At 60.1% G+C, this 23,902-nt stretch carries 20 protein-coding genes and 1 tRNA gene; 13 read left to right on the plus strand and 8 right to left on the minus strand.

Annotated features, from left to right (window positions below):
* Positions 1–86: 86 nt before the first annotated feature.
* The gene (locus QB905_RS12040) at positions 87–932 is read right to left on the minus strand and encodes an NAD(P)/FAD-dependent oxidoreductase (RefSeq protein ID WP_282975264.1); all 846 of its coding nucleotides are present in this window, start codon (positions 930–932) and stop codon (positions 87–89) included.
* Between the two features lie 240 nt (positions 933–1,172).
* On the opposite strand from QB905_RS12040, the gene QB905_RS12045 reads away from it, so the two are divergent.
* The 3 genes from QB905_RS12045 to rarD all read left to right on the plus strand — a co-directional run bounded on the left by QB905_RS12045 (position 1,173) and on the right by rarD (position 3,777).
* Complete coding sequence (locus QB905_RS12045) at positions 1,173–1,598, plus strand: response regulator (protein WP_282975265.1); 426 nt, start codon at positions 1,173–1,175, stop codon at positions 1,596–1,598.
* A 149-nt stretch (positions 1,599–1,747) separates the two neighbouring features.
* Entirely contained in the window at positions 1,748–2,776 is a 1,029-nt protein-coding gene (locus QB905_RS12050; protein WP_282975266.1) for an aspartate-semialdehyde dehydrogenase, read from the plus strand.
* Between the two features lie 77 nt (positions 2,777–2,853).
* Positions 2,854–3,777 carry an EamA family transporter RarD gene (gene rarD, locus QB905_RS12055; protein ID WP_282975267.1) on the plus strand — a complete coding sequence of 308 codons (924 nt, stop codon included), beginning with the start codon at positions 2,854–2,856 and terminating at the stop codon, positions 3,775–3,777.
* 13 nt (positions 3,778–3,790) lie between these two features.
* Here rarD and QB905_RS12060 read toward each other — a convergent pair whose 3' ends face one another.
* The 3 genes from QB905_RS12060 to secA form a co-directional block, all read right to left on the minus strand.
* The gene (locus QB905_RS12060; RefSeq protein ID WP_282975268.1) at positions 3,791–4,045 is read right to left on the minus strand and encodes a hypothetical protein; all 255 of its coding nucleotides are present in this window, start codon (positions 4,043–4,045) and stop codon (positions 3,791–3,793) included.
* A gap of 20 nt (positions 4,046–4,065) precedes the next feature.
* Positions 4,066–5,202: a serine hydrolase domain-containing protein gene (locus tag QB905_RS12065; protein WP_282975269.1), complete on the minus strand. Its 1,137-nt coding sequence runs from the start codon at positions 5,200–5,202 to the stop codon at positions 4,066–4,068.
* A gap of 86 nt (positions 5,203–5,288) precedes the next feature.
* Positions 5,289–8,159: a preprotein translocase subunit SecA gene (secA, locus tag QB905_RS12070; RefSeq protein WP_282975270.1), complete on the minus strand. Its 2,871-nt coding sequence runs from the start codon at positions 8,157–8,159 to the stop codon at positions 5,289–5,291.
* 285 nt (positions 8,160–8,444) lie between these two features.
* Between secA and QB905_RS12075 the strand changes: the two genes are divergently transcribed.
* A complete protein-coding gene (locus tag QB905_RS12075; protein WP_282975271.1) occupies positions 8,445–9,515 on the plus strand; it encodes a peptidylprolyl isomerase in 1,071 nt (356 codons plus the stop codon).
* Positions 9,516–9,718: 203 nt separating this feature from the next.
* Positions 9,719–11,134: a bifunctional glutamate N-acetyltransferase/amino-acid acetyltransferase ArgJ gene (gene argJ, locus QB905_RS12080; RefSeq protein WP_282975272.1), complete on the plus strand. Its 1,416-nt coding sequence runs from the start codon at positions 9,719–9,721 to the stop codon at positions 11,132–11,134.
* A gap of 175 nt (positions 11,135–11,309) precedes the next feature.
* Here the strand turns inward: argJ and QB905_RS12085 are convergent.
* Both QB905_RS12085 and QB905_RS12090 read right to left on the minus strand, forming a co-directional pair.
* Positions 11,310–11,383: transfer RNA gene (locus QB905_RS12085), tRNA-Gly, on the minus strand.
* A gap of 259 nt (positions 11,384–11,642) precedes the next feature.
* Positions 11,643–12,362 carry an EAL domain-containing protein gene (locus QB905_RS12090; protein ID WP_282975273.1) on the minus strand — a complete coding sequence of 240 codons (720 nt, stop codon included), beginning with the start codon at positions 12,360–12,362 and terminating at the stop codon, positions 11,643–11,645.
* Positions 12,363–12,602: 240 nt separating this feature from the next.
* Between QB905_RS12090 and QB905_RS12095 the strand changes: the two genes are divergently transcribed.
* The 5 genes from QB905_RS12095 (at position 12,603) to QB905_RS12115 (ending at position 16,960) form a co-directional block, all read left to right on the plus strand.
* On the plus strand, positions 12,603–13,652 hold the full coding sequence (locus QB905_RS12095; RefSeq protein ID WP_282975274.1) for an NAD(P)-dependent alcohol dehydrogenase: 1,050 nt from the start codon (positions 12,603–12,605) through the stop codon (positions 13,650–13,652).
* Positions 13,653–13,921: 269 nt separating this feature from the next.
* Positions 13,922–14,452, plus strand: coding sequence for a cell cycle sigma 70 cofactor GcrA (gcrA, locus tag QB905_RS12100; RefSeq protein WP_282975275.1), 531 nt, complete (start codon positions 13,922–13,924; stop codon positions 14,450–14,452).
* A 167-nt stretch (positions 14,453–14,619) separates the two neighbouring features.
* A complete protein-coding gene (locus QB905_RS12105) occupies positions 14,620–14,871 on the plus strand; it encodes a FeoA family protein (protein WP_282975276.1) in 252 nt (83 codons plus the stop codon).
* On the plus strand, positions 14,871–16,703 hold the full coding sequence (gene feoB, locus QB905_RS12110; protein ID WP_282975277.1) for a ferrous iron transporter B: 1,833 nt from the start codon (positions 14,871–14,873) through the stop codon (positions 16,701–16,703). The genes QB905_RS12105 and feoB overlap by 1 nt, the downstream gene beginning before the upstream one ends.
* An 8-nt stretch (positions 16,704–16,711) precedes the next feature.
* On the plus strand, positions 16,712–16,960 hold the full coding sequence (locus QB905_RS12115) for a DUF6587 family protein (protein WP_282975278.1): 249 nt from the start codon (positions 16,712–16,714) through the stop codon (positions 16,958–16,960).
* Between the two features lie 391 nt (positions 16,961–17,351).
* Here the strand turns inward: QB905_RS12115 and QB905_RS12120 are convergent, their stop codons facing one another.
* Entirely contained in the window at positions 17,352–19,835 is a 2,484-nt protein-coding gene (locus tag QB905_RS12120; RefSeq protein WP_282975279.1) for a glycoside hydrolase family 3 protein, read from the minus strand.
* A gap of 194 nt (positions 19,836–20,029) precedes the next feature.
* Between QB905_RS12120 and QB905_RS12125 the strand changes: the two genes are divergently transcribed.
* From QB905_RS12125 to QB905_RS12135, 3 genes are all read left to right on the plus strand, one after another.
* Positions 20,030–20,449, plus strand: coding sequence for a GlcG/HbpS family heme-binding protein (locus QB905_RS12125; protein ID WP_282975280.1), 420 nt, complete (start codon positions 20,030–20,032; stop codon positions 20,447–20,449).
* Positions 20,450–20,453: 4 nt separating this feature from the next.
* Positions 20,454–21,494: an L-glyceraldehyde 3-phosphate reductase gene (gene mgrA / locus QB905_RS12130; RefSeq protein ID WP_282975281.1), complete on the plus strand. Its 1,041-nt coding sequence runs from the start codon at positions 20,454–20,456 to the stop codon at positions 21,492–21,494.
* 139 nt (positions 21,495–21,633) lie between these two features.
* On the plus strand, positions 21,634–22,779 hold the full coding sequence (locus QB905_RS12135; protein WP_282975282.1) for an aminotransferase: 1,146 nt from the start codon (positions 21,634–21,636) through the stop codon (positions 22,777–22,779).
* Here the strand turns inward: QB905_RS12135 and QB905_RS12140 are convergent.
* Positions 22,776–23,810, minus strand: a complete 1,035-nt coding sequence (locus tag QB905_RS12140) for a cupin-like domain-containing protein (protein ID WP_282975283.1) — start codon at positions 23,808–23,810, stop codon at positions 22,776–22,778. The two genes, QB905_RS12135 and QB905_RS12140, sit on opposite strands and share 4 nt — an antisense overlap.
* Positions 23,811–23,902 lie beyond the last annotated feature (92 nt).

Genomic DNA, 23,902 nt, shown 5'->3' on the forward strand with positions numbered 1-23,902 from the left:
TGCGGGCGCTTCACCGCCCTGCCTATCATGCGGGGCAACATAGACGACCGGTTTCAAATTGGCGTTAAAAAAATGCTGCACCGCGCTCAAGAATTCAAACGCCTGCTGATCGACCTGGCCACCTGAATACCGTGGGCCGCCGAGGTGGTGACGCACGGATGCCAGTAATCGGTGACCTCGCCGCAGGCAAAGACGCCGGAGATAGAGGTTTCGCCGAAACGATCCACACGGATATAGCCGCCATCCAGCGTGGGCTGAAGTCCTTCCGGCACCACCGCTTCGAAGCCGTACATGATGCCGAAGGCCGCAAAGGCCTCGCCATTGACGGTCATGGCCGCCGGATCGGCGTGATAATCACCCACCACCACCGGCACATCGGGAATCAGGCCCTGCAACAGCTTTTGCGCGCGCGGGGCATGGCGCGAAAAGATCACCGGCTTGCCACCGCGATCCCGCACAAAGCGCGCCTGATCAAAGGCATTATCACCGCCGCCCAGAATGGCGATGCGCTGCCCCGCCACCTCCAGCGCCTCCATGCCGTCACCGGGGCCGATAATGATGGTGGGCGAAGGCGAAAAACCGCCGCTGCGCGGGCGCGAACCGGTGGCGATGACCAGAAAAGACGCCTCCAGCACCTCATCAGCCGTGGTCACGGTGCGGCGGCCATCGGCGGAGACGGCCACAACCGGGCACAACTTACGCACCGGCACGCCGAGCGTCATCACATGATCTTCCAGCGCCTGCGCCACCTGCTGACCGGTCTGGCCCTGCACGCCCGGTATCCATAAATTCTCATAAGGACTGCGCTTTTGCAGGCCACCCACATGCGCCGCGCCCTCCAGCAGCAGACATGAAACGCCCATCTTGTGCAGCCAGATGGCGCAGGCTATGCCCGCCGGGCCGCCGCCGATAATGATCACATCTGTCTTCATGGCCGCCAATTTATCCATCTCAGGCGCCGCCGCCCAGCGCAAATTATTGTGAGACTCACCGTGCCTTTATGGCCCGATTGACGCTGCATCCCTTGCGATGTCTCGGAAACGCCTTGCGGCCTCTGCGCAATTATAAAAAAGCAATGGGCCTTCTTCAGCTTTTCATAAGACACATATTGTATATTATTGTTACAGGGCGCGAATCAGTACTGCGTAATCCTTGCGCCCGTGGAGGAGTAGATGAGACTTTTGTGCGTTGAAGACAATTCGACCCTGCGCAAGATGATCGATCTTATGTTGGCGGCCACCGGTATCGATGTCGATTTTGCCAGCGATGGCGAGGAAGCCGTCGAAGCCTATCAGGTCAATGAGTATGATGCCGTGCTGATGGATATGGAAATGCCGCGCATGGCGGGCCTTGCGGCGGCGCGCGCCATCCGTCAGGTGGAAGATGGTTTTTGCCTCGGCTATACGCCGATCCTGTTTTTGAGCGGCCATGACGACGAGGCGCATATCGAACAGAGCCATGAGGCGGGCGGCGATGCCTATCTGGCCAAACCCTTCACCTCCGAATCGCTGATCGGCGCGATTGCCAGCCTGCTGCACGGCCGATCCGCCACCCGCCTGAGCGCTTTTACAGGCGGTTGGCAGCAGGCGGCTTACTAGGCTCTCAACCGGCCTCCCTGATCACGAACACCGTCGCAGGCCGCCATATCTGCGGCGGTGTGGACTCTTTGCACTTGTAAATCTGAGCAAAAAGGCTCATGTGCGCCTCCGGGCGCGACAGGCGCGTGCCGCTATCAGGAGTGTGTATCATGGGTTATCGGGTCGCCGTAGTCGGCGCCACCGGCGCTGTGGGTCGTGAGATGATGACGATCCTCGAAGAAGTCAATTTCCCCATTGCGGAAATTTACGCGGTCGCATCGCGTAAATCGATGGGTGTTGAGGTCGCGTTCGGCACAAAAACCCTGAAATGCCAGAACCTGGAAACCTTCGACTTCACAAAGGTCGATATCGTGCTGATGAGCGCGGGCGGCGACGTGTCGAAAGAATGGTCGCCCAAAATAGGGGCGCAAGGCCCCATCGTCATCGATAATTCCTCGGCCTGGCGCATGGATCCTGAGGTTCCGCTGATCATCCCCGAAGTGAACCCGGATGCGGTGTGGGACGCCAGGAAGAACATCATCGCCAATCCGAACTGTTCGACCATCCAGATGCTGGTGGTCTTAAAGCCCCTGCACGACGCTGCCACGATCAAGCGCGTCGTCGTTTCCACCTATCAGTCGGTGGCCGGCGCCGGCAAGGCGGGCATGGACGAATTGTGGGATCAGACCAAGGCGCTTTACGGCATGGGCGACAAGACGCCCAAGAAGTTCACCAAGCAGATCGCCTTCAACGTTATTCCGCATATCGATGTCTTTATGGACGACGGTTACACCAAGGAAGAGTGGAAGATGATCGTCGAGACGCACAAGATCCTCGACCCGACCATCGATGTCGTGCCGACCTGCGTGCGCGTGCCGGTGTTTGTCGGCCATTCGGAATCGATCAATATCGAGTTTGAAAGCCCGATGGACGAGGATCTGGCCCGCGAAATTCTGCGCGATGCGCCCGGCGTCTCTGTGATCGACAAGCGTGAAAACGGCGGCTACGTCACGCCCATCGAAAGTGTCGGTGAATTCGACACCTATGTCTCGCGCATCCGCAATGACAAGACCGTGCCTTATGGCATTTCGTTGTGGTGCGTCGCCGACAATCTGCGCAAGGGCGCAGCGCTCAATGCCGTACAGATTGCCCAGCTCCTCGACGAGCGCGGGGTCATCGAAGCCAGGATCGATGCTTAAAGGTCAGTACAAACCTTTCAAGTTTTCAAGCCGGTGGATGACCTCATCCACCGGCTTTTTTTATCGGAAACCTACCCATGACGTCGCAAAACCCGTCATCCCAAACGGCCTCTCTGCCCGCCTCGCCCTTGCTGATGGGGGCCATCTGCTATGCCGTCTGGGGTCTGGCCCCGCTGGTCTATCTGCCGATCCACGCCTTTGGCGGCGGGGCTATCGAGATCATCTGCCATCGCGCCATCTGGGCCCTGACCCTGCTGGCCGTGCTGATCCTCATCACCCGTCAGGGCGCGAACCTTAAGGCCATCTTCCGCCATCCGGCCCATATGGGCCTGCTGTTATTGTCCGCCACCATGCTGACGGCCAACTGGGGCGTCTTCGTCTGGGCCGTCACCCACGGTCGCACGCTGGAAACCTCGCTCGGCTATTATCTCAACCCCCTGCTCAATATGGCGGCAGGTGCCATCTTCTTTCGTGAGCGGCTGGATCGCTATGGTCAGGCCGCCATCGCCCTGGCCGTGGCGGGCGTGGCCTTGCAGGCGCTGGCGATTGGCCATATTCCGCTGGTGTCGCTGTTTTTGGCCTTTTCGTTTGCCGGTTACGGGCTGGTGCGCAAACAACTGGCCGTCACCGCCATGTCGGGCCTGTTTACCGAGTGCCTGTTCATGTGCGTGCCCGCCATCATCTATCTCGGCTGGCTTGCGGCCCACGGCGGCGGCCATTTCCTGTCCGCACCATCGCACATCTTCTGGTTCATGCTGACCGGCCCGGTCACGGTGATTCCGCTCGCCCTGTTTTCCTATGCGGCGCGCCGGCTGCCGCTTTCGACGCTCGGCTTCTTGCAGTTCATCGCCCCCACCATCACCTTCTGCATCGGGCTGAACGAGGGCGAACCGTTCAGCCTGTGGCGCGGCGTGTCGTTCGTGGTGATCTGGATCGGCGCGGGTGTTTTCGCCTATGGCGCCTGGCGGCGACTGAAAGCGGTGAAGCTGGCGGCAGGTTAAAACGCGCCCGTCGTTAAGCTCGGTCAAATATGCTGACCAGAGCCGTCAGAACCATTTGCAGAGAAATCAGCCAAAAGAAAAACTGACCTAAGACTTTAAGGAAGCCTATACCTTTTTGGGCTTCTGCCTTTTTCCGATCTCCGAAACACAGCAAATACACCACGATAAAACGCGTATAAAATCCGATTGCCCCGAAGAATAAAAGTCCGACCAGAGAAAATATCCACTCCCGTTGGTCAAAATGGAAAACGTCTAAAAGCTCTTTCATCCCCTCACCTTCATACTTGACTACAAACACCCATAAAACGCATCAATCAGACTGACCGGGCGCGGATCGCCAATCAGCCAGTGCGATTGCTTATTCATCACATAGGCTGCCGAAACCTTGCGCTCCGGGTCGGCCAGGGCGCACGATCCGCCCCAGCCCGAATGACCGACCGCGTTCGGGTTGGGGCCATAGATGGCAATGCCCTTATTGCGCAGAAAACCCGCGCCCCATGACAGCCGGTAGGGCAAGACGCGATCCTGACCGTAAACCCGTTCGCGCATGGCCTGACTAAGCGTCTCCGGCGAGATCAGCGAACGGCCATCGAGCACACCGCCATTTGCCACCACGCTCATCAGCCGCGCCAGACCCAGCGAAGTGGCGTGGGCGTTGGCCGAGGGAATTTCCATGCGCCGCCAGTCAGCCGAACCCTTGCCCGCCGGTGCCGAACCCTTGTCGAGAAAAGCGGCGCGCTTGATGGCGTCGATGGGGCCGAGATCGGGCGGGGCGGAGGGCTTTTGCAGATGGGCGATACGCGGCTCATAAACATCAGGCGTGCCGATCATCACCTCAATGCCAAAAGGTGCGGCAATGTCTTCGCGCAGGGCCGTGCCGAGCGAGCGGCCATCGGCGCGGCGGAACACTTCGCCGAGCAGATAACCGCCGGCAATCGGGTGATAGCCGGAGCCTTCGCCCGGCGTCCACAGAGGGGCCTGTTCGCACAGGGCCTTCAGTGTGGCGGGCACATCGAACCAGATCGAGGGGTCTTGCGGCGGTGAAAAGCCCGACAGCCCGCCTTGATGAGAGATAAGCTGACCGAGCGTGATGCCTGCCTTGCCGTTCTGGCCAAATTCCGGCCAGTAATTGGCAACGGTGGCTTCGTAATCGAGCTTACCCTGATCGACGAGGCGGGCGATCATCAGCGCCATTACCGCCTTGCCGGTGGAAAAGATCGGCGTCAGGGTTTCGTCGTCAAAGGCGCGTGTGCCGGGACGGCCGGCATGGCCGCCCCACAGATCGACCACGGTTTCCCCGGCGATCTGGGCGGTGAAGCGCGCGCCCAGTTCCTTGCCCGCCGCGAAATTGGCAGCAAAGGCTTCGCGCACAGCGGCGAACGGGGGCGGGCAAAGACCGGAAATGTCTAAAGAGGTGTCAGCCATAGATCGGCGCTCTAAGTTATTGTTTACGCCTCATGCTTCTTCCAAAACGGCCAAAAAAGGTTTCCGGCCGTTTTGGGTATAAGGCTTTAGACCAGTACGCCGTGGCAATGCTTGAATTTCTTGCCGGAACCGCAGGGACACAAGGCGTTGCGCGGCGTATTTTCCCAGCCGCCGGGCAAGACCGAATGCGGTAAGGCGGCGCGCTGCTCGGAATCGAGATCGTCGGTCAGCCTGGCGGCGCGTTCGTTCTGGCCGGTCAGCGGATCGAGATGCACTTCCTGGAACTGGCGGCGGCGCGAAATGGCGTCGGGAATCGGCGGCGGAGCCTCTTCCGGCGGCTGGAAGCGGATTTCCATCGTCATCAGCCAGCGCGTCACCGACTGGCGCAGATTGACCAGCAGGGCCTCGAACATGGTAAAGGCTTCGGTCTTGTATTCATTGAGCGGATCGCGCTGGCCATAGCCGCGCAGGCCGATCACGGCGCGCAGATGATCGAGGTGCATCAGGTGTTCGCGCCAGTGCATGTCGATCATTTGCAGCAGGAACTGCTTTTCGAGCGCCTTCATCTGCTCGTCACCGAGCAGTTTCAGGCGTTCGTCCATCTTGTCGGCGGCGGCCTTTTGCAGACGCTCCTCGAACTCGTCATTGGCGATGCCTTCTTCGGCGGCCCAGTCGTGCAAAGGCAGGTCGAGGCCGGTCAGGGACAGAACCTGTTCCTGAAGGCCGTCAATGTCCCACTGTTCGGCATAGGCCTTGGGCGGCAGGTGGCGCTCGACCAGTTCGTGGATGGTGTCGCTGCGGAATTCGGCGATCAGTTCGGACAGATCGTCGGTATCCATGAATTCCTGGCGCTGCTCGAAGACGGCCTTGCGCTGGTCATTGACCACATCATCGTATTTGAGCAGGTTCTTGCGGATTTCATAATTGCGGGCTTCGACGCGCTTTTGCGCGGTGGCAATGGCACCGTTGAGCAGGGGCGAGGTGATGGCCTCGCCGTCCTCGACGCCCAGCGTCTTCATCATCGAATTGAGCTTGTCACCCGCGAAGATGCGCATCAGGTCGTCTTCGCACGACAGGAAGAATTTCGAACGGCCGGGGTCGCCCTGACGGCCAGTACGGCCGCGCAACTGGTTGTCGATACGGCGGCTTTCGTGGCGCTCGGTGCCGAGCACGAACAGCCCGCCCAGTTCGAGCGATTTCAGCTTGAGGTCCTTGATCTGGGCTTCGATTTCGCCGCGCTTGGTCAGCAGGGCCTCCTGCGAAACCTCGACGCCCGCCGCCTCCTGTTCGGCCAGCCATTTTTGCACGCGCATATCGACATTGCCGCCCAACTGAATGTCGGTGCCGCGACCGGCCATATTGGTGGCGATGGTGACGGCGCCCGGCACACCGGCATCGGCGACGATTTCCGATTCCTGTTCGTGGAAGCGCGCATTCAAAACATTGTGCGGAATACCCTTGCCGGTTTTCCAGACGATGTCATAGGCGTCTTCGCCGGCCTTCAGAATATCCTTCTTGTCGGCATTGGCGAATTGCGGTTTCAGGGTGCGCGACTGCTCGACCTTGTAATTATAGGTCTTGAGGAAGTGCGACAGCTCGTCGGATTTCTCGATCGAGGCGGTGCCGACCAGAATCGGCTGGCCCTTGACGTAACACCAGGCGACCTGGGCGGCGATGGCGGCGAACTTTTCCTTTTCGGTGCGATACACCTCGTCATTGTCGTCGATGCGCTGGATCGGGCGGTTGGTCGGGATTTCCAGCACGTCCATCTCGTAGATGTCGCCGAATTCCTGCGCCTCAGTGGCCGCCGTGCCGGTCATGCCCGACAGCTTGTCGTACATGCGGAAATAGTTCTGGATGGTGACCGAGGCCAGCGTCTGGTTTTCCGGCTGAATCTCGACGTGCTCGCGTGCTTCGATGGCCTGGTGCAGGCCTTCCGACAGGCGGCGTCCGGTCATCATGCGGCCGGTGAATTCGTCGATCAGGATGATTTCGCCGTCCTTGACGATATAGTCCTTATTGGGCGTGTAGAGCGTATTGGCGCGCAGGGCCTGATTGGCGTGGTGAACCAGCGAGATATTGACCGGATCATAGAGCCCGGCTGAATCCTCGGCCAGGTGGCCTCCGGCTTCGAGCATTTCTTCAAGCCGCTCCGAACCCAGTTCCGACAACAGTACCTGGCGCTGTTTCTCGTCCAGTTCGAACATGTCGGGATCCTTGATCAGCTCAAGGATCGTGGTGTTGAGGATCTTGTACAGCTCCGAGCGGTCTTCGGTGGGGCCCGAAATGATCAGAGGCGTGCGCGCCTCGTCGATCAGGATCGAATCGACTTCATCGACGATCGCAAAATTGTGGCCGCGCTGCACCATTTCCTGACGTGTATAGGCCAGATTGTCGCGCAGGTAATCGAAACCGAATTCATTATTGGTGCCGTAGGTGACATCGGCATTATAGGCCTGCTTGCGCTGGGTCTGCGACAGGCCGTTAACGATCACGCCGGTGGTCAGGCCGAGGAAGCGATAGACGCGGCCCATCCATTCGGCGTCGCGCTTGGCCAGATAGTCATTGACCGTGATCAGGTGGACGCCTTTGCCGGCCAGGGCATTGAGATAGACGGGCGCGGTGGCCACCAGCGTCTTGCCTTCACCGGTGCGCATTTCGGCGATGCCGCCCTTGTGCAGGATCATGCCGCCGACGAGCTGAACATCATAGTGACGCTGTCCGATGGCGCGCCACGAGGCCTCACGCGCCACGCCGAAGGCTTCGTCCATCAGCGAATCGAGCGTAGCGCCCTTTTCGAGGCGTTCGCGGAACAAAACGGTCTGGCCGCGCAGTTCCTCATCGCTCATCGCCTTGTATTTGGGCTCCAGCGCGTTGATCTTCTGGACGCGGGACATATAGCCGCGCACCTTGCGGTCATTCGAGGAGCCGAAAAGCATTTTGGCGAGAGCCAGCATGAGAAACCTTAAATTCTTGAAGTCCGACAAGGCTTGCATAACGCGAAAAGCGTCAAATTAACCTGTCGGATGTAGAGGGTTGTTATGGATCCGTGCGACGTTTCTTTAGGTGCTCGACATGTTCGTAACGCTTGAGAAACGGGTTACAGGTCAAATGGGCCTGAAAAGAGGCTTTTCAAGCACGGTTCCTGACTTAAGCGGCGGAATAGTGTATGTCAATCTGGTGGCTCATGGATGTGCGTGTTTCGGCCCGCCCGCCCGGGGGCTGGCTACGGGGAAAATAGCATGACGAACAGCCCGCGCATCGGCGCCCGCACAGTTTTGCCTCTGCTGGCGATCATGGTGTGCCTGGTGGCCTGCGGTAAAACCGCCACCGGGCCCGAGCATCCGCCCGAAGCCGGTGATGTGGCCGTGGCGCGCCTCAACGGCCATACCATCTGGACATCGGATGTGCGCAATGAGGCCATAGCGCAGGGCGCCATCGGTCAGGGCGAACCGCTCGACATCACCTCTGATCTGTTTTCGCGCACGCTCGAAGAGGTGATCGATCAGCGCCTGCTGGCCGATGACGCCGTGAAACAGGGGATCGACAGATCGATCGTCGCCCAGCGCCGCTTACAGGCCGCGCGCGACCGCATTCTGGGTGACATGCTGGTGGAAAACACCATCGACCGTGACATCGACGACAAGGCGATCAAGGCGCAATATGACGAACAGGTGCGGCTGGCCAAGACCTCCAATGAAATCCGCGCCCGCATCATGGTGCTGAAAACCAAGGCCGACGCCCAGGCCGCCTTGCAGCAGGTGCAGGGTGGCGCAGGCTTTGAAGCCCTGGCCATGGAAAAATCGGTCGATCAGGCCACGCGCTTCAATGGCGGCGATATGGGCTATTTCACCGAGGACATGATGCCGGCCAGCTATAAATCCGTGCTGACCACGGCCAAGGTGGGCGATACGGTGGGGCCGGTGCAGGTCGATAATGGCTGGGCCATTTTCCGCGTCGAGGAGCGCCGCCCCGAACAGGTGCCGACGCTCGATCAGGAACGCCCGATCATCATGCGTTACCTCGTCTATAATCAGGTGGCCGGGCTGCTGAACAATCTGCGCAACCATGCCAGGGTCGAACGCCTGATCGCCGGGCCGTCAAATCCTGCCGATGATCCGCCGCCTGCCACCGCTTCGGATGATTCGGCCAATTCCGCCGGTGACAGCGAAGCACAGGCTTCGACGGCAGCATCGTCTGCCGCGCCACCTGTGAAGGCTGCGCCGTCACCGGCGGCTGTGCCGGAAGTGCTGAAAGTCGATCCCCTGCCGCCCGGCCATCATTATTTCGCGCCGCCCAAGCTGAAGAAGTAGGCTGAAACGCATTGGCGAAGCACGCAGGCTCTGATAAGGGGCTGGGCCAGAGCGGTTTGCATTCTGATTGAATCGGTCAAAGAAATGCAACACGCTCTCCATTTTACATTTTTCCGCATCTCGCATTCAATTTGTAAGTCAAATTAAACGCTCGTTGCTCTAGTCTCACCCCCGCCCTGGCCGGGCCTCAAGGAGCCGCGCCCATGACCAAGCCGCCCGCATCCCAAACCCCTTCGACTCCGGCCAAAAACCGTGCGGCGCAAGGGCTGGAGCGTGCGCTTGATCCCTTGACCAGTGCCATCAAGCGCGCCGTGCAGCCGGTGGCCGATCTGGCCGCCAACCTGACGCCGGGACACGCTGAACCGGTCGCGCCGGGCAAGCCGGGTCTGGCTATCTCGCCGCTGGCCGTGCCCCTGCCGTCCATGCCGCCGGTGGGCGGGGTGCGGCTGGCCACGGCGCGCGCCGGTTTTTACAAGCATGACCGCAAGGACACGCTGTTGATGACCTTTGCCGAGGGTACGACCTGCGCCGGCGTCTTTACGCGCCACACGATTGGCTCGGCACCCGTTGACTGGTGTAAGAAGCAGCTTGAGGCCAATGACGGCCATGACATCCGCGCCCTGGTTGTCAATGCCGGTTGCGCCAATGCCTTTACCGGCAAGGCCGGGGCCGACGCCGCCCGCCGCACGGCCTCGGCCCTGTCGCGGCGCATCGATTGCCGTCAGCGCGACATCTTACTGGCCTCGACAGGCGTGATCGGCGTGGTGCTGGATGATGCGAAAATCGCCGCCCGGATCCCGCAGCTTGAAGCCGATCAGCGCGCCGATGCCTGGGCCGAGGCTGCCGCCACCATCATGACCACCGACACCTTCGCCAAGGGCGCTTCGGAAACCGCCGAGATCGACGGTGTGACGGTGCGCATCAATGGTATCGCCAAGGGTTCGGGCATGATCGCGCCCGACATGGCCACCATGCTGGCCTTCATCGCCACCGACGCCACCCTGTCGCCCGGCGTGCTGCAATCCCTGCTGGCCCTGTTCACGCGCACCACCTTCAATTCGGTGACGGTGGACGGCGACACCTCGACCAACGACACCTGCCTGCTGTTCGCCACCGGGGCGGCGGGGGCGGTCAGGATTTCGCGCGCCGGTGATAAGCGGCTGGCCGATTTCAAGGCCAAGCTCGAAAAGGTGATGCACAATCTGGCCACGCAACTGGTGCGCGATGGCGAAGGTGCCACCAAGTTCGTCAAGGTCAATGTGACGGGTGCGTCAAGCCCCGCCTCGGCGCGCAGGATCGCCAAGTCGATCGCCGAAAGTCCGCTGGTGAAAACGGCGCTGGCCGGTGAGGACGCCAATTGGGGCCGCATCGTCATGGCGGTGGGCAAGACCGAAGAACCGGTCGAACGCGAACGCCTCGCCATCCGTTTCGGCGATCTGGTGGCTGCCGAACAAGGCGCTGTGTCGCGCACCTATGATGAGGCGGCGATGAGCGCCTATATGAAAAACCCGGAGCTGGAAATCAGCGTCGATGTTGGGGTGGGACGCGCCAGCGCCCACGTCTATACCTGCGACCTGACGCATGGCTATATCAGCATCAATGGTGATTACCGTTCCTAGAGCAACGAGCGTTTAATTTGACTTACAAATTGAATGCGAGATGCGGAAAAACGTAAAATGTAGAGCGGGTTGCATGCCTTTGACCGATTCAATCAGAATGCAGACCGCTCTAACGCCCTGCATGATACGCAAAGAGCGTGAGATTGGCTGACCGTTTCAAATGAAAGACAGAAAATGGAGCGGGTGAAGGGAATCGAACCCTCGTATTCAGCTTGGGAAGCTGCTGCTCTACCATTGAGCTACACCCGCCTTCATAAGGCTTTGCGTTACGCTGAGACAGAGCGTTTTACGCGATCGTCTTCAAGGCGTTTGCCTAGAGCGGTTTGCATTCTGATTGAATCGGTCAAAGGAATGCAACCCACTCTACATTTTACGTTTTTCCGCATCTCGCATTCAATTTGTAAGTCAAATTAAATGCTCGTTGCTCTAGTGCCATAACAATAGAGGCACCGTCAACAGAAGCGTCGCGGGATTTCAAAGATCTATGCCGCCTGCCATTCCATCCATCTCAGGCGCGGCAGCGGTTTTCGAGGCTTTGCACATGGGGCCATGCGGGGGGTGTGAGCGCCGCAACAGACGGTCTGCCAAGCAGGTAGCCCTGCATCAGTTCGACGCCCATATCGCGCAGAACATCAAACTCGCCGACCGTTTCGATCCCTTCGCAAATCACGCGGATATTCAGGTCGTTCAGCATTTTCAGGCTATTGCTGAGAATGGTGCGCTTGACGCCATCCGTGTCGATGTCACGGATCAGCTCCATGTCGATCTTGACGAGATCGGGTTGAAATTTGGACAGCAGGCCCAGGCCAGCATAGCCTGAGCCGAAATCATCAATCGCGGTCTGGAAGCCCATAGCGCGGTATGAGCGCAAAATATTGAGCAGGTGGCCGGTGTCCAGTTTTTCCGTTTCGGTAAATTCAAAGATGATGCGATTGAGCGGGAAGTCACACTTCATCGCCGTCGCCAGGGTGAGGCGAATACAGGCTCTCGGTTCATAGACGGCATTGGGCAGGAAATTGATCGAAAGACTGGTGCCTTCCTCAGCAAACTTCAGGCCCGCAGCCAGTTCGATAGCCTTTACCCGGCAGGTCTGGTCAAAAGCATAACGATTTTGGTCTGATACCTGTCCCAGAACCTGTCCGGCACCTTCGCCATTCGTGCCACGCACCAGGGCTTCCTGAGCAAAGACGGTGCCATTCGCCAGATTGAGAATCGGTTGAAAAGCCATGGTGATCGGGAGTTCAAAACCCGCCCCATCCTGGCACCCCTGGCATCTATTGTGGTCGCTCATGACGCACCTTCCAAACTGATATATGCAGATGAGCCTACCAGAAGGACGTTAAAAATTTTCTCCGGGGCGCAGGCGGATAAACCGGACTTTTCATGAGCTTGAGGGTGGTAACCGGCGCAGCCGAACATATATGCGGTCTGGAACCTCTTCCTTCATCCCTACAGACGGAACTCCCCCATGTTCACATGCGAAGCCTATGCCGCGCCCTCGGCCAGCGAGCCGCTGGCACCCTTTTCCATCGAACGCCGCGAGCCCACGCCGGAAGACGTGCAGATCGACATTCTCTTTTGCGGCGTCTGCCATTCCGATCTGCATATGGCGCGCAACGAATGGGGCTTTTCCACCTATCCGCTGGTGCCCGGCCATGAAATCGTCGGTCGCGTGAAAAAGGTCGGTTCGGCGGTGACGAAATTCAAAGAGGGCGATCTGGTCGGCGTCGGCTGTATGGTCGATTCCTGCCGAACCTGTTCGGCCTGCCGCGATGGGGTCGAGCAGTTCTGCGAACAGGGCATGACCCAGACCTATGCCTCGCCCGACAAGCACACCGGCGGCTTCACCTATGGCGGCTATTCGAAAAGCATCACGGTTTACGAAGGTTTTGTGCTGAAGGTATCGGAAAAGCTCGATCCCGCCGCCGCTGCGCCGCTTCTGTGCGCAGGCATCACCACCTGGTCGCCCTTGCGCCACTGGAATGTCGGGCCGGGCAAGAAGGTGGGGATTGTCGGCCTGGGCGGGCTTGGTCATATGGGCGTCAAGCTGGCCCATGCGCTTGGGGCGCAGGTCGTTCTGTTCACCACCTCGCCATCAAAGATCGAGGACGGCAAGCGCCTCGGCGCGCACGAGGTTGTGGTGTCGAAGAATGCCGACGAAATGGCGGCCCACGCCGGCTCGTTTGATTTTATCCTCGATTGCGTGTCCGCCGAACACGATCTCAACGCCTATCTCAACCTCCTGAAGCGCGACGGCGCCATGTGTCTGGTGGGGGCGCCGGAAAATCCCTCGCCGGTGGCGTCTTTCAGCCTGATCATGGGGCGACGTTCGCTGGCCGGGTCGCTGATCGGCGGCATTGCCGAGACGCAGGAAATGCTCGACTTCTGCGCCGAGCATAATATCACCTCCGATGTCGAGGTGATCGACATCAAGGACATCAACACCGCCTATGAGCGGATGCTGAAATCCGACGTCAAATATCGCTTCAGCATCGATATGGCGTCGTTGCCGGGCTGATCGTCCGCAAATTCAACAGGTTGACAGGCCGCTCCCGCCGGGGCGGCCTTTTTCATGCGCGCGCCGCAATTATCCACATTTGTGGATCAATAAAACACTATATCTAGATAGATGTGGACAGAGTGAAATTCCCCTGACACCATATATTGCGGTTTTTAACATTTCGTTTACCATCTGTTGATGACTGGAGAGCGGGTTCTCTGGTGCAACACTATATCTTGTGGTTTCGTTGCTTGCGAACCGCAAGTCATATGGGACGGGAGCGTAAAATGAGCTGGACCGACGAACGGGTGGACACCCTGAAGAAGCTTTGGCAGGACGGTCATTCCGCCAGCCAGATCGCCAAGCAGCTTGGCGGCGTGACGCGCAATGCCGTGATCGGCAAGGTGCATCGCCTCGGCCTGTCGGGCCGCGCCGCGCCTTCGCAGCCGACGCGCCCGCTCTATAAACCGGCGCGTCCGGCCCGCACCGTAGCCGCCAGCCCCGAACGCACCGCCGCCCATGCGCCCGCGCCGCGCCGCACCGAGCCGGTGATCAGTCGGCCGGTGACCTCGAACGCCCCTGTCACCCCCTATGTCGAAAGCCCCGGCACGGCCACCGTGCTGACGCTCGGCGCCAAGATGTGCAAATGGCCGATAGGCGATCCTTCGACCGATGGCTTTTCCTTCTGCGGCCGGGTGTCGTCGGAAGGCGCGCCCTATTGTGTCGAACATGCCCGCGTCGCCTACCAGCCGTCGCAGCGCATGAAGAAGCGCGATGGCGGGGCCGATCTGTCGCGCTCGCTGCGCCGTTATCTCTGAGTTTTGATCCCGATTTTTTGGGGACGGACATCATCAAAACACCCCGTGGCCCGGTGCTGCGGGGTGTTTTGCTGTTCAGGGCCATATTGTCGCGTCGCGAAGTTGCGAATAGTTTGCAAAATCATTCGCAAGCTCCTATATAGCGGTCATTCGCACCTTGACCCGTTATGAGTACCGTGATGACGCTGACCGAACTGCCCGCCTTTACGCCCGCTATGGTGACGGGCGTGCGTGACGCCGTGCAGGACGATGTCATCAGCAACCGCCTGCGCGAACTGGGCTTTGTCAGCGGTGAGCCGGTCGAGGTGGTGGGCCGCGGCCCCATCGGCGCCGATCCTTTGCTGATCCGCATCGGCTTTACGCGCTTTGCGCTGCGCCGCGCCGAGGCCAGCCGCGTTCTGGTCGAAAAGGCCGCCTGATGGACGCCCTCACCATTGCTCTGGTCGGCAATCCCAATTGCGGCAAGACGGCCCTGTTCAACCAACTGACCGGCGCACGCCAGAAGGTGGCCAACTATGCCGGTGTGACGGTGGAGCGCAAGGAGGGCGTGTTTCACGCGCCTTCGGGCCGCCGTGTCTCGGTGCTTGACCTGCCCGGCACCTACAGTCTGGAAGCGATGGGGCCCGACGAGATCATCACGCGCGACATCTGCCTGGGCCGTCGTCCCGGTGAGGTCATGCCCGACCTGATCGTCTGCGTGGCCGACGCCACCAATTTGCGCCTGCACCTGCGCTTCGTGCTGGAGGTCAGGCGGCTGGGCCGCCCGATGGTGCTGGCGCTCAATATGATGGACGCGGCGCGCGCCCGTGGCATACAGGTGGATCGCGCGCGGCTGGAGGCCGAGCTGGGCGTGCCTGTCATTGAAACCATTGCCGTCAAATCGGGCGGTACGGCTGCTCTGGTGGCCCATCTCGACCGCAATCAGGCGGGTTCCGTGCCCGCGCTTGACAGTATCGCCGACATCCACGCCGAGGTGCGGCGTATCCTGACTGCCGCCGTGGTGATGCCGACGCGCACCTCAAAGATCGACGACCGGCTGGATCGCGTTCTGCTGCATCCGGTGTTTGGGCTGGTCATCCTCGCTCTGGTGATGTTCGTCATCTTTCAGGCGGTCTTCACCGGGGCCACGCCGGTGATGGACGGCATTACGGCGGGCTTTGACGGGCTGTCCACCCTGGTGCGCAGCCACATGCCCGACGGGCTGCTGAAAAGCTTTATCGCCGACGCCATGATCGGCGGTTTAGGCGCGGTGATCGTGTTTTTGCCGCAAATCCTGATCCTGTTCTTCTTCATCCTGTCGCTGGAAGAAACAGGCTATCTGCCGCGCGCGGCGTTTCTGCTTGATAATCTGATGTCGAAGGCGGGCCTGACGGGCCGCTCCTTCATTCCGCTGTTGTCGAGCTTTGCCTGCGCTATTCCCGGCATCATGGCCACGCGCTCGATCCACGATGTGCGCGACCGGCTGACCACCATCCTGATCGCGCCGCTGATGACCTGTTCGGCGCGTTTGCCAGTCTATACCCTGCTGATCGGGGCCTTTATTCCCGAACACATGTTCTTTGGCTTTTTGTCGCTGCGCGGCCTGATCCTGTTCGGCCTTTATCTGGCGGGAATCTTTGGGGCGCTGCTCGTTTCGGTCATCACCATGCTGTTCCGCGCTGACAAGAGCGAGCATCCGCTGATCATGGAACTGCCGTCTTATCGCCTGCCCAACCTGCGCAATCTGGCCATCGGCCTGTGGGAGCGGGCGCAGATCTTCATGCGGCGCATCACCGGCATTATCTTTGCTGCCAATACGGTCTTGTGGGTGCTGACCACGTTTCCGGGCAAGCCGGCGGGGGCGGTCGGGCCAGCCATCGACTATTCGGTGGCGGGCATGGTGGGGCGCTTTTTGCACCCGCTTTTTGCGCCGATCGGCTTTAACTGGCAGATCTGCGTGGCGCTGATCCCCGGCATGGCAGCGCGAGAAGTGGCGGTGTCGGCGCTCGGCACGGTCTATGCGGTGCAGGGCAATGAAGACACGACGGCGCAGCAACTGGGTCATCTGATCTCGGCGCAATGGTCGCTGGCCACGGCCCTGTCCCTGCTGGCCTGGTATGTGTTCGCGCCGCAATGTTTATCGACGCTGGCCGTCATCCGCCGCGAGACCAATTCGTGGAAGATGGTGGCGGTGACGGCGGGTTATCTGTTCGCTATGGCCTATCTGGCTTCGCTGGTCACCTATCAGCTCGCCAATCTGTTGATGAAGTGAGGTTTGAGATGCTTTATGCCGTCATCCAGTTCGTCATCATCACCGCCGTGGTGGTGTTCAGCCTGTGGCAACTGGCGAAAAAGCTGTTGCCCAATACGGTGCGCGATGTGCAAGGCCGCATGGCGCGCCTGATGGATCGCCGGGGCCTGCATGGTCTGGCCCACGCGGTTCAGCCCGCCGCCGCCCCGGCCACGGGCTGCGGCTCAGGCTGCGGCAGTTGCAAGGGCTGTGGCTTGAGCGAGGTGAAGAAGGGGTAGAACGGGGCAACATTAAGTATTTTATTTAATTAAGAAATTGACCACGGAAAGCACGGATGATGGCCTGTGGCCATCTGCACGGATAAGAAAAGAAAATATTGTCTGTTCTTATCCGTGTGGTCGCTTGCGACCGTCCGTGTTTTCCGTGGTGAAATCTTTCGATAAACGCAAACGCCTAAATGTCGATCCGCCCTTTAGAGCGGTTTGCATTCTGATTGAATCGGTCAAAGGCATGCAACCCGCTCTACATTTTACGTTTTTCCGCATCTCGCATTCAATTTGTAAGTCAAATTAAACGCTCGTTGCTCTAGCTAAGCCCCCCACCACCACATCTCAGCCGCGCTGCGGCTTCGCGCGGTCCCCCGCCCACAGGTGGGTCGGCATAAGGAGCCTAGTTCGCAGGGCAGGCTCCATTGCCCCTGACCTCGACCAGACGCACATCCGAAATCGACACATCGAGCGTACCCGCCGTCTCCAGCCGGGCCACGGTCGGTGTTTTGCTCAGATCCTGGGCGCTGAAGCACGACAGCGGCACCACCACCTGCTGATAGCTGCCACCGGGCAGGGCCTTCAGTTCGGCGCTGATCGGCACCGAGGCCGAACCGACGCCAAGTTGAACCGCATCGGATGGCGCAGCATTGATGCGCAGGGTGACGGCCAGCATCATGGCACCATTGGCCTCTCTGGCGATGTCAGACGGCTTGTCGGCCCCCACATCCAGCCAGGCCTGCGACTTGCCATTCCAGACGGCGTGCAGCGCGCCGTCAGCTTGCGGCTCCACCGTCAGGCTGGCATGGCCATACAGCGTGGTGCGCGTGCCGACATAGTCCATATGCGGCGCATTGGCGTCACCGATGGAAATCTTGTAGCCGTTCCACACATCACCTTTGGTAAAATAGACGTTCTTCTCGCCATATTTGGTGGTGTCGGCCACTTCGGGCAATTGCGGTGTTTGCGCAGGCGCGGCATAGGACAGGCCGTAGCCATAGGCGAACTGCGGATCATAATTCGCATCGCCGACATTCAGCGGCGTCTGGTCGGGGCGCTTCGGCCACGAAAAGGCCAGTCTGCCGGTGAAATCCTTGTGGCCGAGCAGGACATCGGCCACGCCTTCGCCTTCCGATCCCGGCAGCCAGGCCGCCACAAAGGCGTCGGCGGCATTGATCTGCGGATTGACGTAGAGCGGGCGGCCCGACAGCATGACGGCCACCACAGGCACGCCTTCGGCCTTCAGCTTTTTGATCAGGGCCAGACTGTCGGCATTATCGTGGTGCAGAGCCACATCGGGCTGGTCGCCCATGAATTCGGCGTAAGGCGTTTCGCCAAACACGATAATGGCGGCGTCGGGTTTGGTCGGGGTTGTGCCATCGGGACTGTAGAGCGCCTGTCCGCCCGCCGCCTCGATCTGGGCCTTCAACCCCTGGTAGATGGAGGTGGCGCCGGGGAAGTCGGCATTGGTGTTGTCGGTGCCCTGCCAGCTTGAGGTCCAGCCGCCCGACTGCATGGCGATATTATCGGCCCCGTCACCGGCGATCAGGATGGTGGCGGAAGGTTTGAGCGGCAGGACGCCGTCATTTTTCAGCAGCACCAGCGATTCCGCCACGGCCTGACGGGCAATGGCGCGGTGGGCGGGCGTGCCGATCGGCTTGCCGGCATCGGGGCGGTTGGCGGGCGAGGGCTCATCAAAGACGTGGGCGCGGAATTTAACGCGCAAAATGCGGCGCACGGCATCATCAAGCCGGCTCATGGGGATGGTGCCGTCCTTGACCTCCCTGATCATATTGGCGTCGAGCGCCTTCCAGTCGGTGGGGGCGTTGAAGATGTCGAGCCCGGCATTGAAGCTGATCGGGCAATCGCCATTGGTGCAGCCGGGAATCTGGCCGTGGGCGTTCCAGTCGCCCATGATCATGCCGTCAAAACCCATGCGGCCTTTCAACACGTCGGTCAGCAGGGCCTTATTGGCGTGCATTTTTATGCCATGCCAGGAATTGTATGACGCCATGACCGACTGCACACCGGCATCGATGGCGCTGGCATAGCCTTGCGCGTGCAAACGGATCAGTTCGTCTTCCGAAGCCAGGGAGTCGCCCTGATCGCGGCCGCCATCGGTGGAACCATCGCCTAAGAAATGCTTGGCGGTGGCGATGACGTGATCCTTATCGAGGAAGGCATTACCCGTGCCTTGCAAGCCCTCCACCATAGCGGCGGCGTATTCGGCCACGATCTTCGGGTCTTCGGAATAGCTCTCATAGGTGCGGCCCCAGCGATCATCGCGCGCCACGGCAATGGTGGGGGCAAAGGCCCAGTCGAGGCCGGTGGAACGCACCTCTTCGGCGGTGGCAGCACCAATGCGCTTGATCAGCTCGGGATCATGGGCCGCGCCCAGTGCGATATTGTGCGGAAACAGCGTAGCGCCGAACACATTATTATGGCCATGCACGGCATCCGAGGCCCAGATCAGCGGAATGCCCTCGGCATTGCCCTTCAAAGCGGCCTGATAATAGGTATCGGACGCCTTGACCCAATCGGCCACGGTGGCGTGCTTGTTTTGCCCCGGCCATGAGCCGCCGCCATTCTCGATGGTGCCGATATGGTATTTTGTCACCTCTTCGGGCGTAATGTTGCGGATTTCCGGCTGGATGACCTGTCCAACCTTTTCCTCAAGGCTCATACGCTTGAGAAGCGCTGTGATCTTCGCCTCGGTTTTGGCGTCAAGACCGATGGGCGAATGGCTGTCCGGCCATTTCTGCGGGTGGACGACGGGGGCTACAGGGCCTGCGGCAGGTGTTGCCGCCACAGCGCCAGAGCAGGCCATAGCCATGACGAGGGCAAGGGCGGATACCGCGCCCAAAGGGGCGATGCGGAGGGCGGACATGGGCGTTTCTCACTGATGACAATTATTTTTTCAGATATGAATAGCCATGACAGCGTTGTCGTCAAGGCTTATCGTGGTTGCATCCGCGCTTTTGTAACCGATTACAATATGCGGGTCGGGGGATTGACAGGCGCGCCTTCATCCTTATTCATCGGCGGCCATCATCGAAGTCATCAAACGTCTGGAAACGCACCATGCAGATTCGCAACGAACTTGGCGAGGCCGAGGCCCGATTGGCGATGGACGCCTGCGTGACCGAACTGAAACGGCGCGGCAAGGTGGGCGTGGTGGCGGTCGGTGACAGTCATGGTGAACTGCTGGCCCTGTGGCGCATGGATGGCGCGGCCCTGCCGCCCATCGTGATTGCCCAGAACAAGGTCTATACCGCTGCCCGTGTGCGCGGCCTGTCCGGCGATCTCGGTCGTGCGGCGCAAAAAGACGGCTCCGATGTCCATTATCACGGCGATGCCCGCTATGTCGGCTGGGATGGCGGTGCGCCGGTCATGCACAAGGGCCAGTGCCTCGGTGCCGTGGCCGTCAGCGGCCTGTCGGGCGAAGAAGACTTAGAAATTGCGCAACTTGGCGTCAAAGCCATTCTCGAAACCCTGGATTAAGCACATGGCCTTTCCCGTTCCCTATACCGCCGCACCCACGCGTTATGACACCATGCCCTATCGCCGCTGCGGGCGTTCCGGCCTGAAACTGCCTGCCATATCTTTGGGGCTCTGGCAGAATTTTGGTGGCGAGGATGTGTTCGAAACCGGCCGCGCCATCCTGCGCTATGCCTTTGATTCCGGCATTACCCATTTCGATCTGGCCAATAATTACGGCCCGCCCTATGGCTCGGCCGAGGAAAATTTTGGCCGCGTGATGGCCAGCGATTTCAAGGCGCACCGCGATGAGCTGGTCATCTCCTCCAAGGCTGGCTGGGACATGTGGCCGGGGCCTTACGGCGATATTGGCGGCTCGCGCAAATATCTGATCGCGTCATGCGACCAGAGCCTGAAGCGCATGGGGCTCGACTATGTCGATATCTTCTATTCGCACCGCGTAGATCCCGAAACCCCGCTCGAAGAAACGATGGGGGCTCTGGCCACCCTGCACCGTCAGGGCAAGGCGCTCTATGTCGGCATCTCGTCCTATTCGCCGGAGCTGACGCAAAAAGCGGCGGAGATTCTGAAATCCGAGGGCGTGCCGCTGCTCATCCACCAGCCTTCCTATTCGATGCTCAATCGCTGGATCGAGGACGCGCTTCTCGATACGCTCGAAGGGCTGGGCACGGGCTGCATCGCCTTTTCACCGCTGGCGCAAGGGCTTTTGAGCAAGAAATATCTGGGGGGCGTGCCCGCCGATGCGCGCGCCGCCAAGGACGGTTCGTTCAATCAAAACCTGATCACCGACGACAATATCCGCCGCATCCGCGAACTGAACGCCATCGCCGAAAGCCGTGGCCAGACCCTGGCCCAGATGGCCATTGCCTGGGTGCTGCGCGATCCTCGCGTCACCTCAGCCCTGGTGGGCGCGCGCACGGTGGATCAACTGGCCGACACGCTGAAAAGCCTCGATAATCTGGTCTTCAGCGACGACGAACTGGCGCGCATCGACACCTTCGCCACCGAAGGCGGGATTGATCTGTGGAAAGTCTCCTCCACCCTGTAGGATTTTCGTCAGGACGGCCTGCGAATTGCCGCTTTTCTACGCTTCCGGTGCTCACGTACTTGAGTACGCTCCGCTCCGGGTCTCGAAAAACGACATTCTCGGCGCGTCCTGACGAAAATCCGGTTTAGAGCCGTAATCCATGAACCCTGTCTTCGCTGATCTGCCGGTCAGTATCTTCGAGAGCATGTCGCTGGCCGCGAAGGCGCGCGGCGCGGTCAATCTCGGTCAGGGGTTCCCGGAAACCGACGGTTTTGCCGATGTGCGCCAAGCTGCCGCCCGCGCCCTGATGGAGCACTCCAACCAGTATGCGCCGATGCGCGGGATCGCGTCCTTGCGTCAGGCGGTCAGCGATTTTTATGGTCGCACGCAAGGGATCACGCTCGATCCTGAGCAGGAGGTGTTGATCACTTCAGGCGCTACCGAGGCCATCTGCGCCGCGCTTTTGGCCCTGATCACGCCGGGCGACGAGGTGGTGGTGTTCGAGCCAATGTACGACGCCTATGTGCCGCTGATCGAGAGGGCGGGCGGCATTGTGCGCATCATTCCGCTGTCGCCGCCCCACTGGTCATTCAGCGGCGACGATCTGAAAGCGGTGTTTAATGACCGCACAAAACTGGTTTTGCTGACCACGCCGAATAACCCGACCACCCATTGCTTAAGCCGCGCACAACTTGAGCTTCTGGCCGTATATTGCCAGCGCTATGACACCTATGTGGTGGCTGACGAGGTGTGGGAACAGGTGGTTTTCGGGCAGCCGCACTTAAGCGTGCTGCATCTCGATGCCTTACGCCAGCGCAGTATCAAGATCGGTTCGGCAGGCAAGATATTCGCGCTGACCGGCTGGAAGGTTGGCTTTGTCTGCGCTGACCCTGACCTGATTGATCAGATCGCCCGCGCGCACCAGTTTATCACCTTCTCGACGCCGCCCGCCCTGCAATATGGCGTGGCCTGGGGGCTGGCCCTGCCGCAGGTGCGCTTCGATGCGGCCCTGGCCGAGCTGGCGACGCAGCGCGACTATCTGACGGGCGCACTCGAACAGGCCGGTTTTGCCGTCCTGCCGTCGCAGGGCACCTATTTTATCAATATTGATCTGAAAGCGTCCGGCATTACGGGTTCGGGCCTCGATGTGGCGCAGCATCTGGTGCAGGATTGTGGCGTGGCCACCATACCTTTGCAGGTCTTCTGCCCGACGGGCCGCGACCTGGCTGTGCTGCGTCTGTGCTTCGCCAAGTCCTTGACCACGCTGGAAAAAGGCGTGGCTGGCTTGATGCGATACCGGGGTTAGGCGCGGCCGCTGAGCAGGCTTTGCAGGTTACGTAAAATTTCGGCGCGCAGGTGCGGATTGAGCGGCCCCAGACCGCCCTGATGGCCTTCAGGAATATGGGCCACCGGATCGCCGCCGGTCTGGAAGATATAGTGGTCGAACATGGCCTTCCAGTAGGTTTTCTCGTTGGGATTCGGGTCTTTCACGGACAAAAGAGCGGCCATAAAGGCACCCAGCGGGTTTTCCGAACCGCGCACCTGATGGCCCCACCAGTAATTGATCAGCACATTGAAAGGATCGAGCGACTGGACATGGTGCCACCAGTATTTAGGCACGTAAAGGGCGTCGCCCGGTTCCATTTCGGCGATTTGCGCATGTTTCAGGGCCTCGGCCAGACGCGGAAAGCGCTCGTAATCCGGTTCTTCCAGACTGGCCAGCGAAATGGCCCGGCCGGACGGCGTGTGCTCCATCGGGCCAATATAGAGATTGGCCAGTTGTTCGGGTGGGAACAGGGTGAAGCGGCGGTGACCGGCAGCCACGCAGGCCAGATTATCAGCCGTGTCATTGTGGATCTGGGCGCGGGTGGCATTGCTGATCCAGATGCGCGGCTGGATCGACGGTGGCAGGAGCGGGCAGGGGTTGTCCGCCAGGAAAGCTGGCAGAAACTGGTGAATCAGCGCCGACTGCACATAGATATAGGGCGCGTGTTCCTGATGGCGGGCTGCCAAAATGGCGTCAATGCCATCGGAAATCGTCTTGTTGCGCCGGATGAAGTTGAATTCATTCATGTCGGTGGCATAGGCGAAACGGCCAGAGGTTTTGTTATTGGCCTCCAGCACGGCGGTCAACTGGCCGTTATCCATGCCCTTCAGATAGGCCGACATGGCGTCGATGCCGGTTTCCGCCCTGGCGACCGCAGGCCACATCTTGACCAGTCCCTTGAACAGAACTGGACGCCCCGCCGGAAAAATCTCTTCGCCAAATGATCGGAGCGTCACATCGGTGACGATCCGCACGGGCGGGATGTCGGCAAAGACGGAGGATGATGGCATGAAGGCGGCAACTCATGGAAAATGCGCTGGCGGCGGCACAGGTGATGTACTCGTCAACGTGGTAGAATATGTTGCATGGCTTGACAAGGTGC

This window comes from Asticcacaulis sp. EMRT-3 (genome assembly GCF_030027245.1).
GTDB lineage: Bacteria > Pseudomonadota > Alphaproteobacteria > Caulobacterales > Caulobacteraceae > Asticcacaulis.

Bases quoted from the DNA above. Each gene is read 5' to 3' on its own strand.
- QB905_RS12040 (WP_282975264.1), bottom strand. From the start codon at position 932: ATGAAGACAGATGTGATCATTATCGGCGGCGGCCCGGCGGGCATAGCC.
- QB905_RS12045 (WP_282975265.1), top strand. From the start codon at position 1,173: ATGAGACTTTTGTGCGTTGAAGACAATTCGACCCTGCGCAAGATGATC.
- QB905_RS12050 (WP_282975266.1), top strand. From the start codon at position 1,748: ATGGGTTATCGGGTCGCCGTAGTCGGCGCCACCGGCGCTGTGGGTCGT.
- rarD (WP_282975267.1), top strand. From the start codon at position 2,854: ATGACGTCGCAAAACCCGTCATCCCAAACGGCCTCTCTGCCCGCCTCG.
- QB905_RS12060 (WP_282975268.1), bottom strand. From the start codon at position 4,045: ATGAAAGAGCTTTTAGACGTTTTCCATTTTGACCAACGGGAGTGGATA.
- QB905_RS12065 (WP_282975269.1), bottom strand. From the start codon at position 5,202: ATGGCTGACACCTCTTTAGACATTTCCGGTCTTTGCCCGCCCCCGTTC.
- secA (WP_282975270.1), bottom strand. From the start codon at position 8,159: ATGCTGGCTCTCGCCAAAATGCTTTTCGGCTCCTCGAATGACCGCAAG.
- QB905_RS12075 (WP_282975271.1), top strand. From the start codon at position 8,445: ATGACGAACAGCCCGCGCATCGGCGCCCGCACAGTTTTGCCTCTGCTG.
- argJ (WP_282975272.1), top strand. From the start codon at position 9,719: ATGACCAAGCCGCCCGCATCCCAAACCCCTTCGACTCCGGCCAAAAAC.
- QB905_RS12090 (WP_282975273.1), bottom strand. From the start codon at position 12,362: ATGGCTTTTCAACCGATTCTCAATCTGGCGAATGGCACCGTCTTTGCT.
- QB905_RS12095 (WP_282975274.1), top strand. From the start codon at position 12,603: ATGTTCACATGCGAAGCCTATGCCGCGCCCTCGGCCAGCGAGCCGCTG.
- gcrA (WP_282975275.1), top strand. From the start codon at position 13,922: ATGAGCTGGACCGACGAACGGGTGGACACCCTGAAGAAGCTTTGGCAG.
- QB905_RS12105 (WP_282975276.1), top strand. From the start codon at position 14,620: ATGAGTACCGTGATGACGCTGACCGAACTGCCCGCCTTTACGCCCGCT.
- feoB (WP_282975277.1), top strand. From the start codon at position 14,871: ATGGACGCCCTCACCATTGCTCTGGTCGGCAATCCCAATTGCGGCAAG.
- QB905_RS12115 (WP_282975278.1), top strand. From the start codon at position 16,712: ATGCTTTATGCCGTCATCCAGTTCGTCATCATCACCGCCGTGGTGGTG.
- QB905_RS12120 (WP_282975279.1), bottom strand. From the start codon at position 19,835: ATGTCCGCCCTCCGCATCGCCCCTTTGGGCGCGGTATCCGCCCTTGCC.
- QB905_RS12125 (WP_282975280.1), top strand. From the start codon at position 20,030: ATGCAGATTCGCAACGAACTTGGCGAGGCCGAGGCCCGATTGGCGATG.
- mgrA (WP_282975281.1), top strand. From the start codon at position 20,454: ATGGCCTTTCCCGTTCCCTATACCGCCGCACCCACGCGTTATGACACC.
- QB905_RS12135 (WP_282975282.1), top strand. From the start codon at position 21,634: ATGAACCCTGTCTTCGCTGATCTGCCGGTCAGTATCTTCGAGAGCATG.
- QB905_RS12140 (WP_282975283.1), bottom strand. From the start codon at position 23,810: ATGCCATCATCCTCCGTCTTTGCCGACATCCCGCCCGTGCGGATCGTC.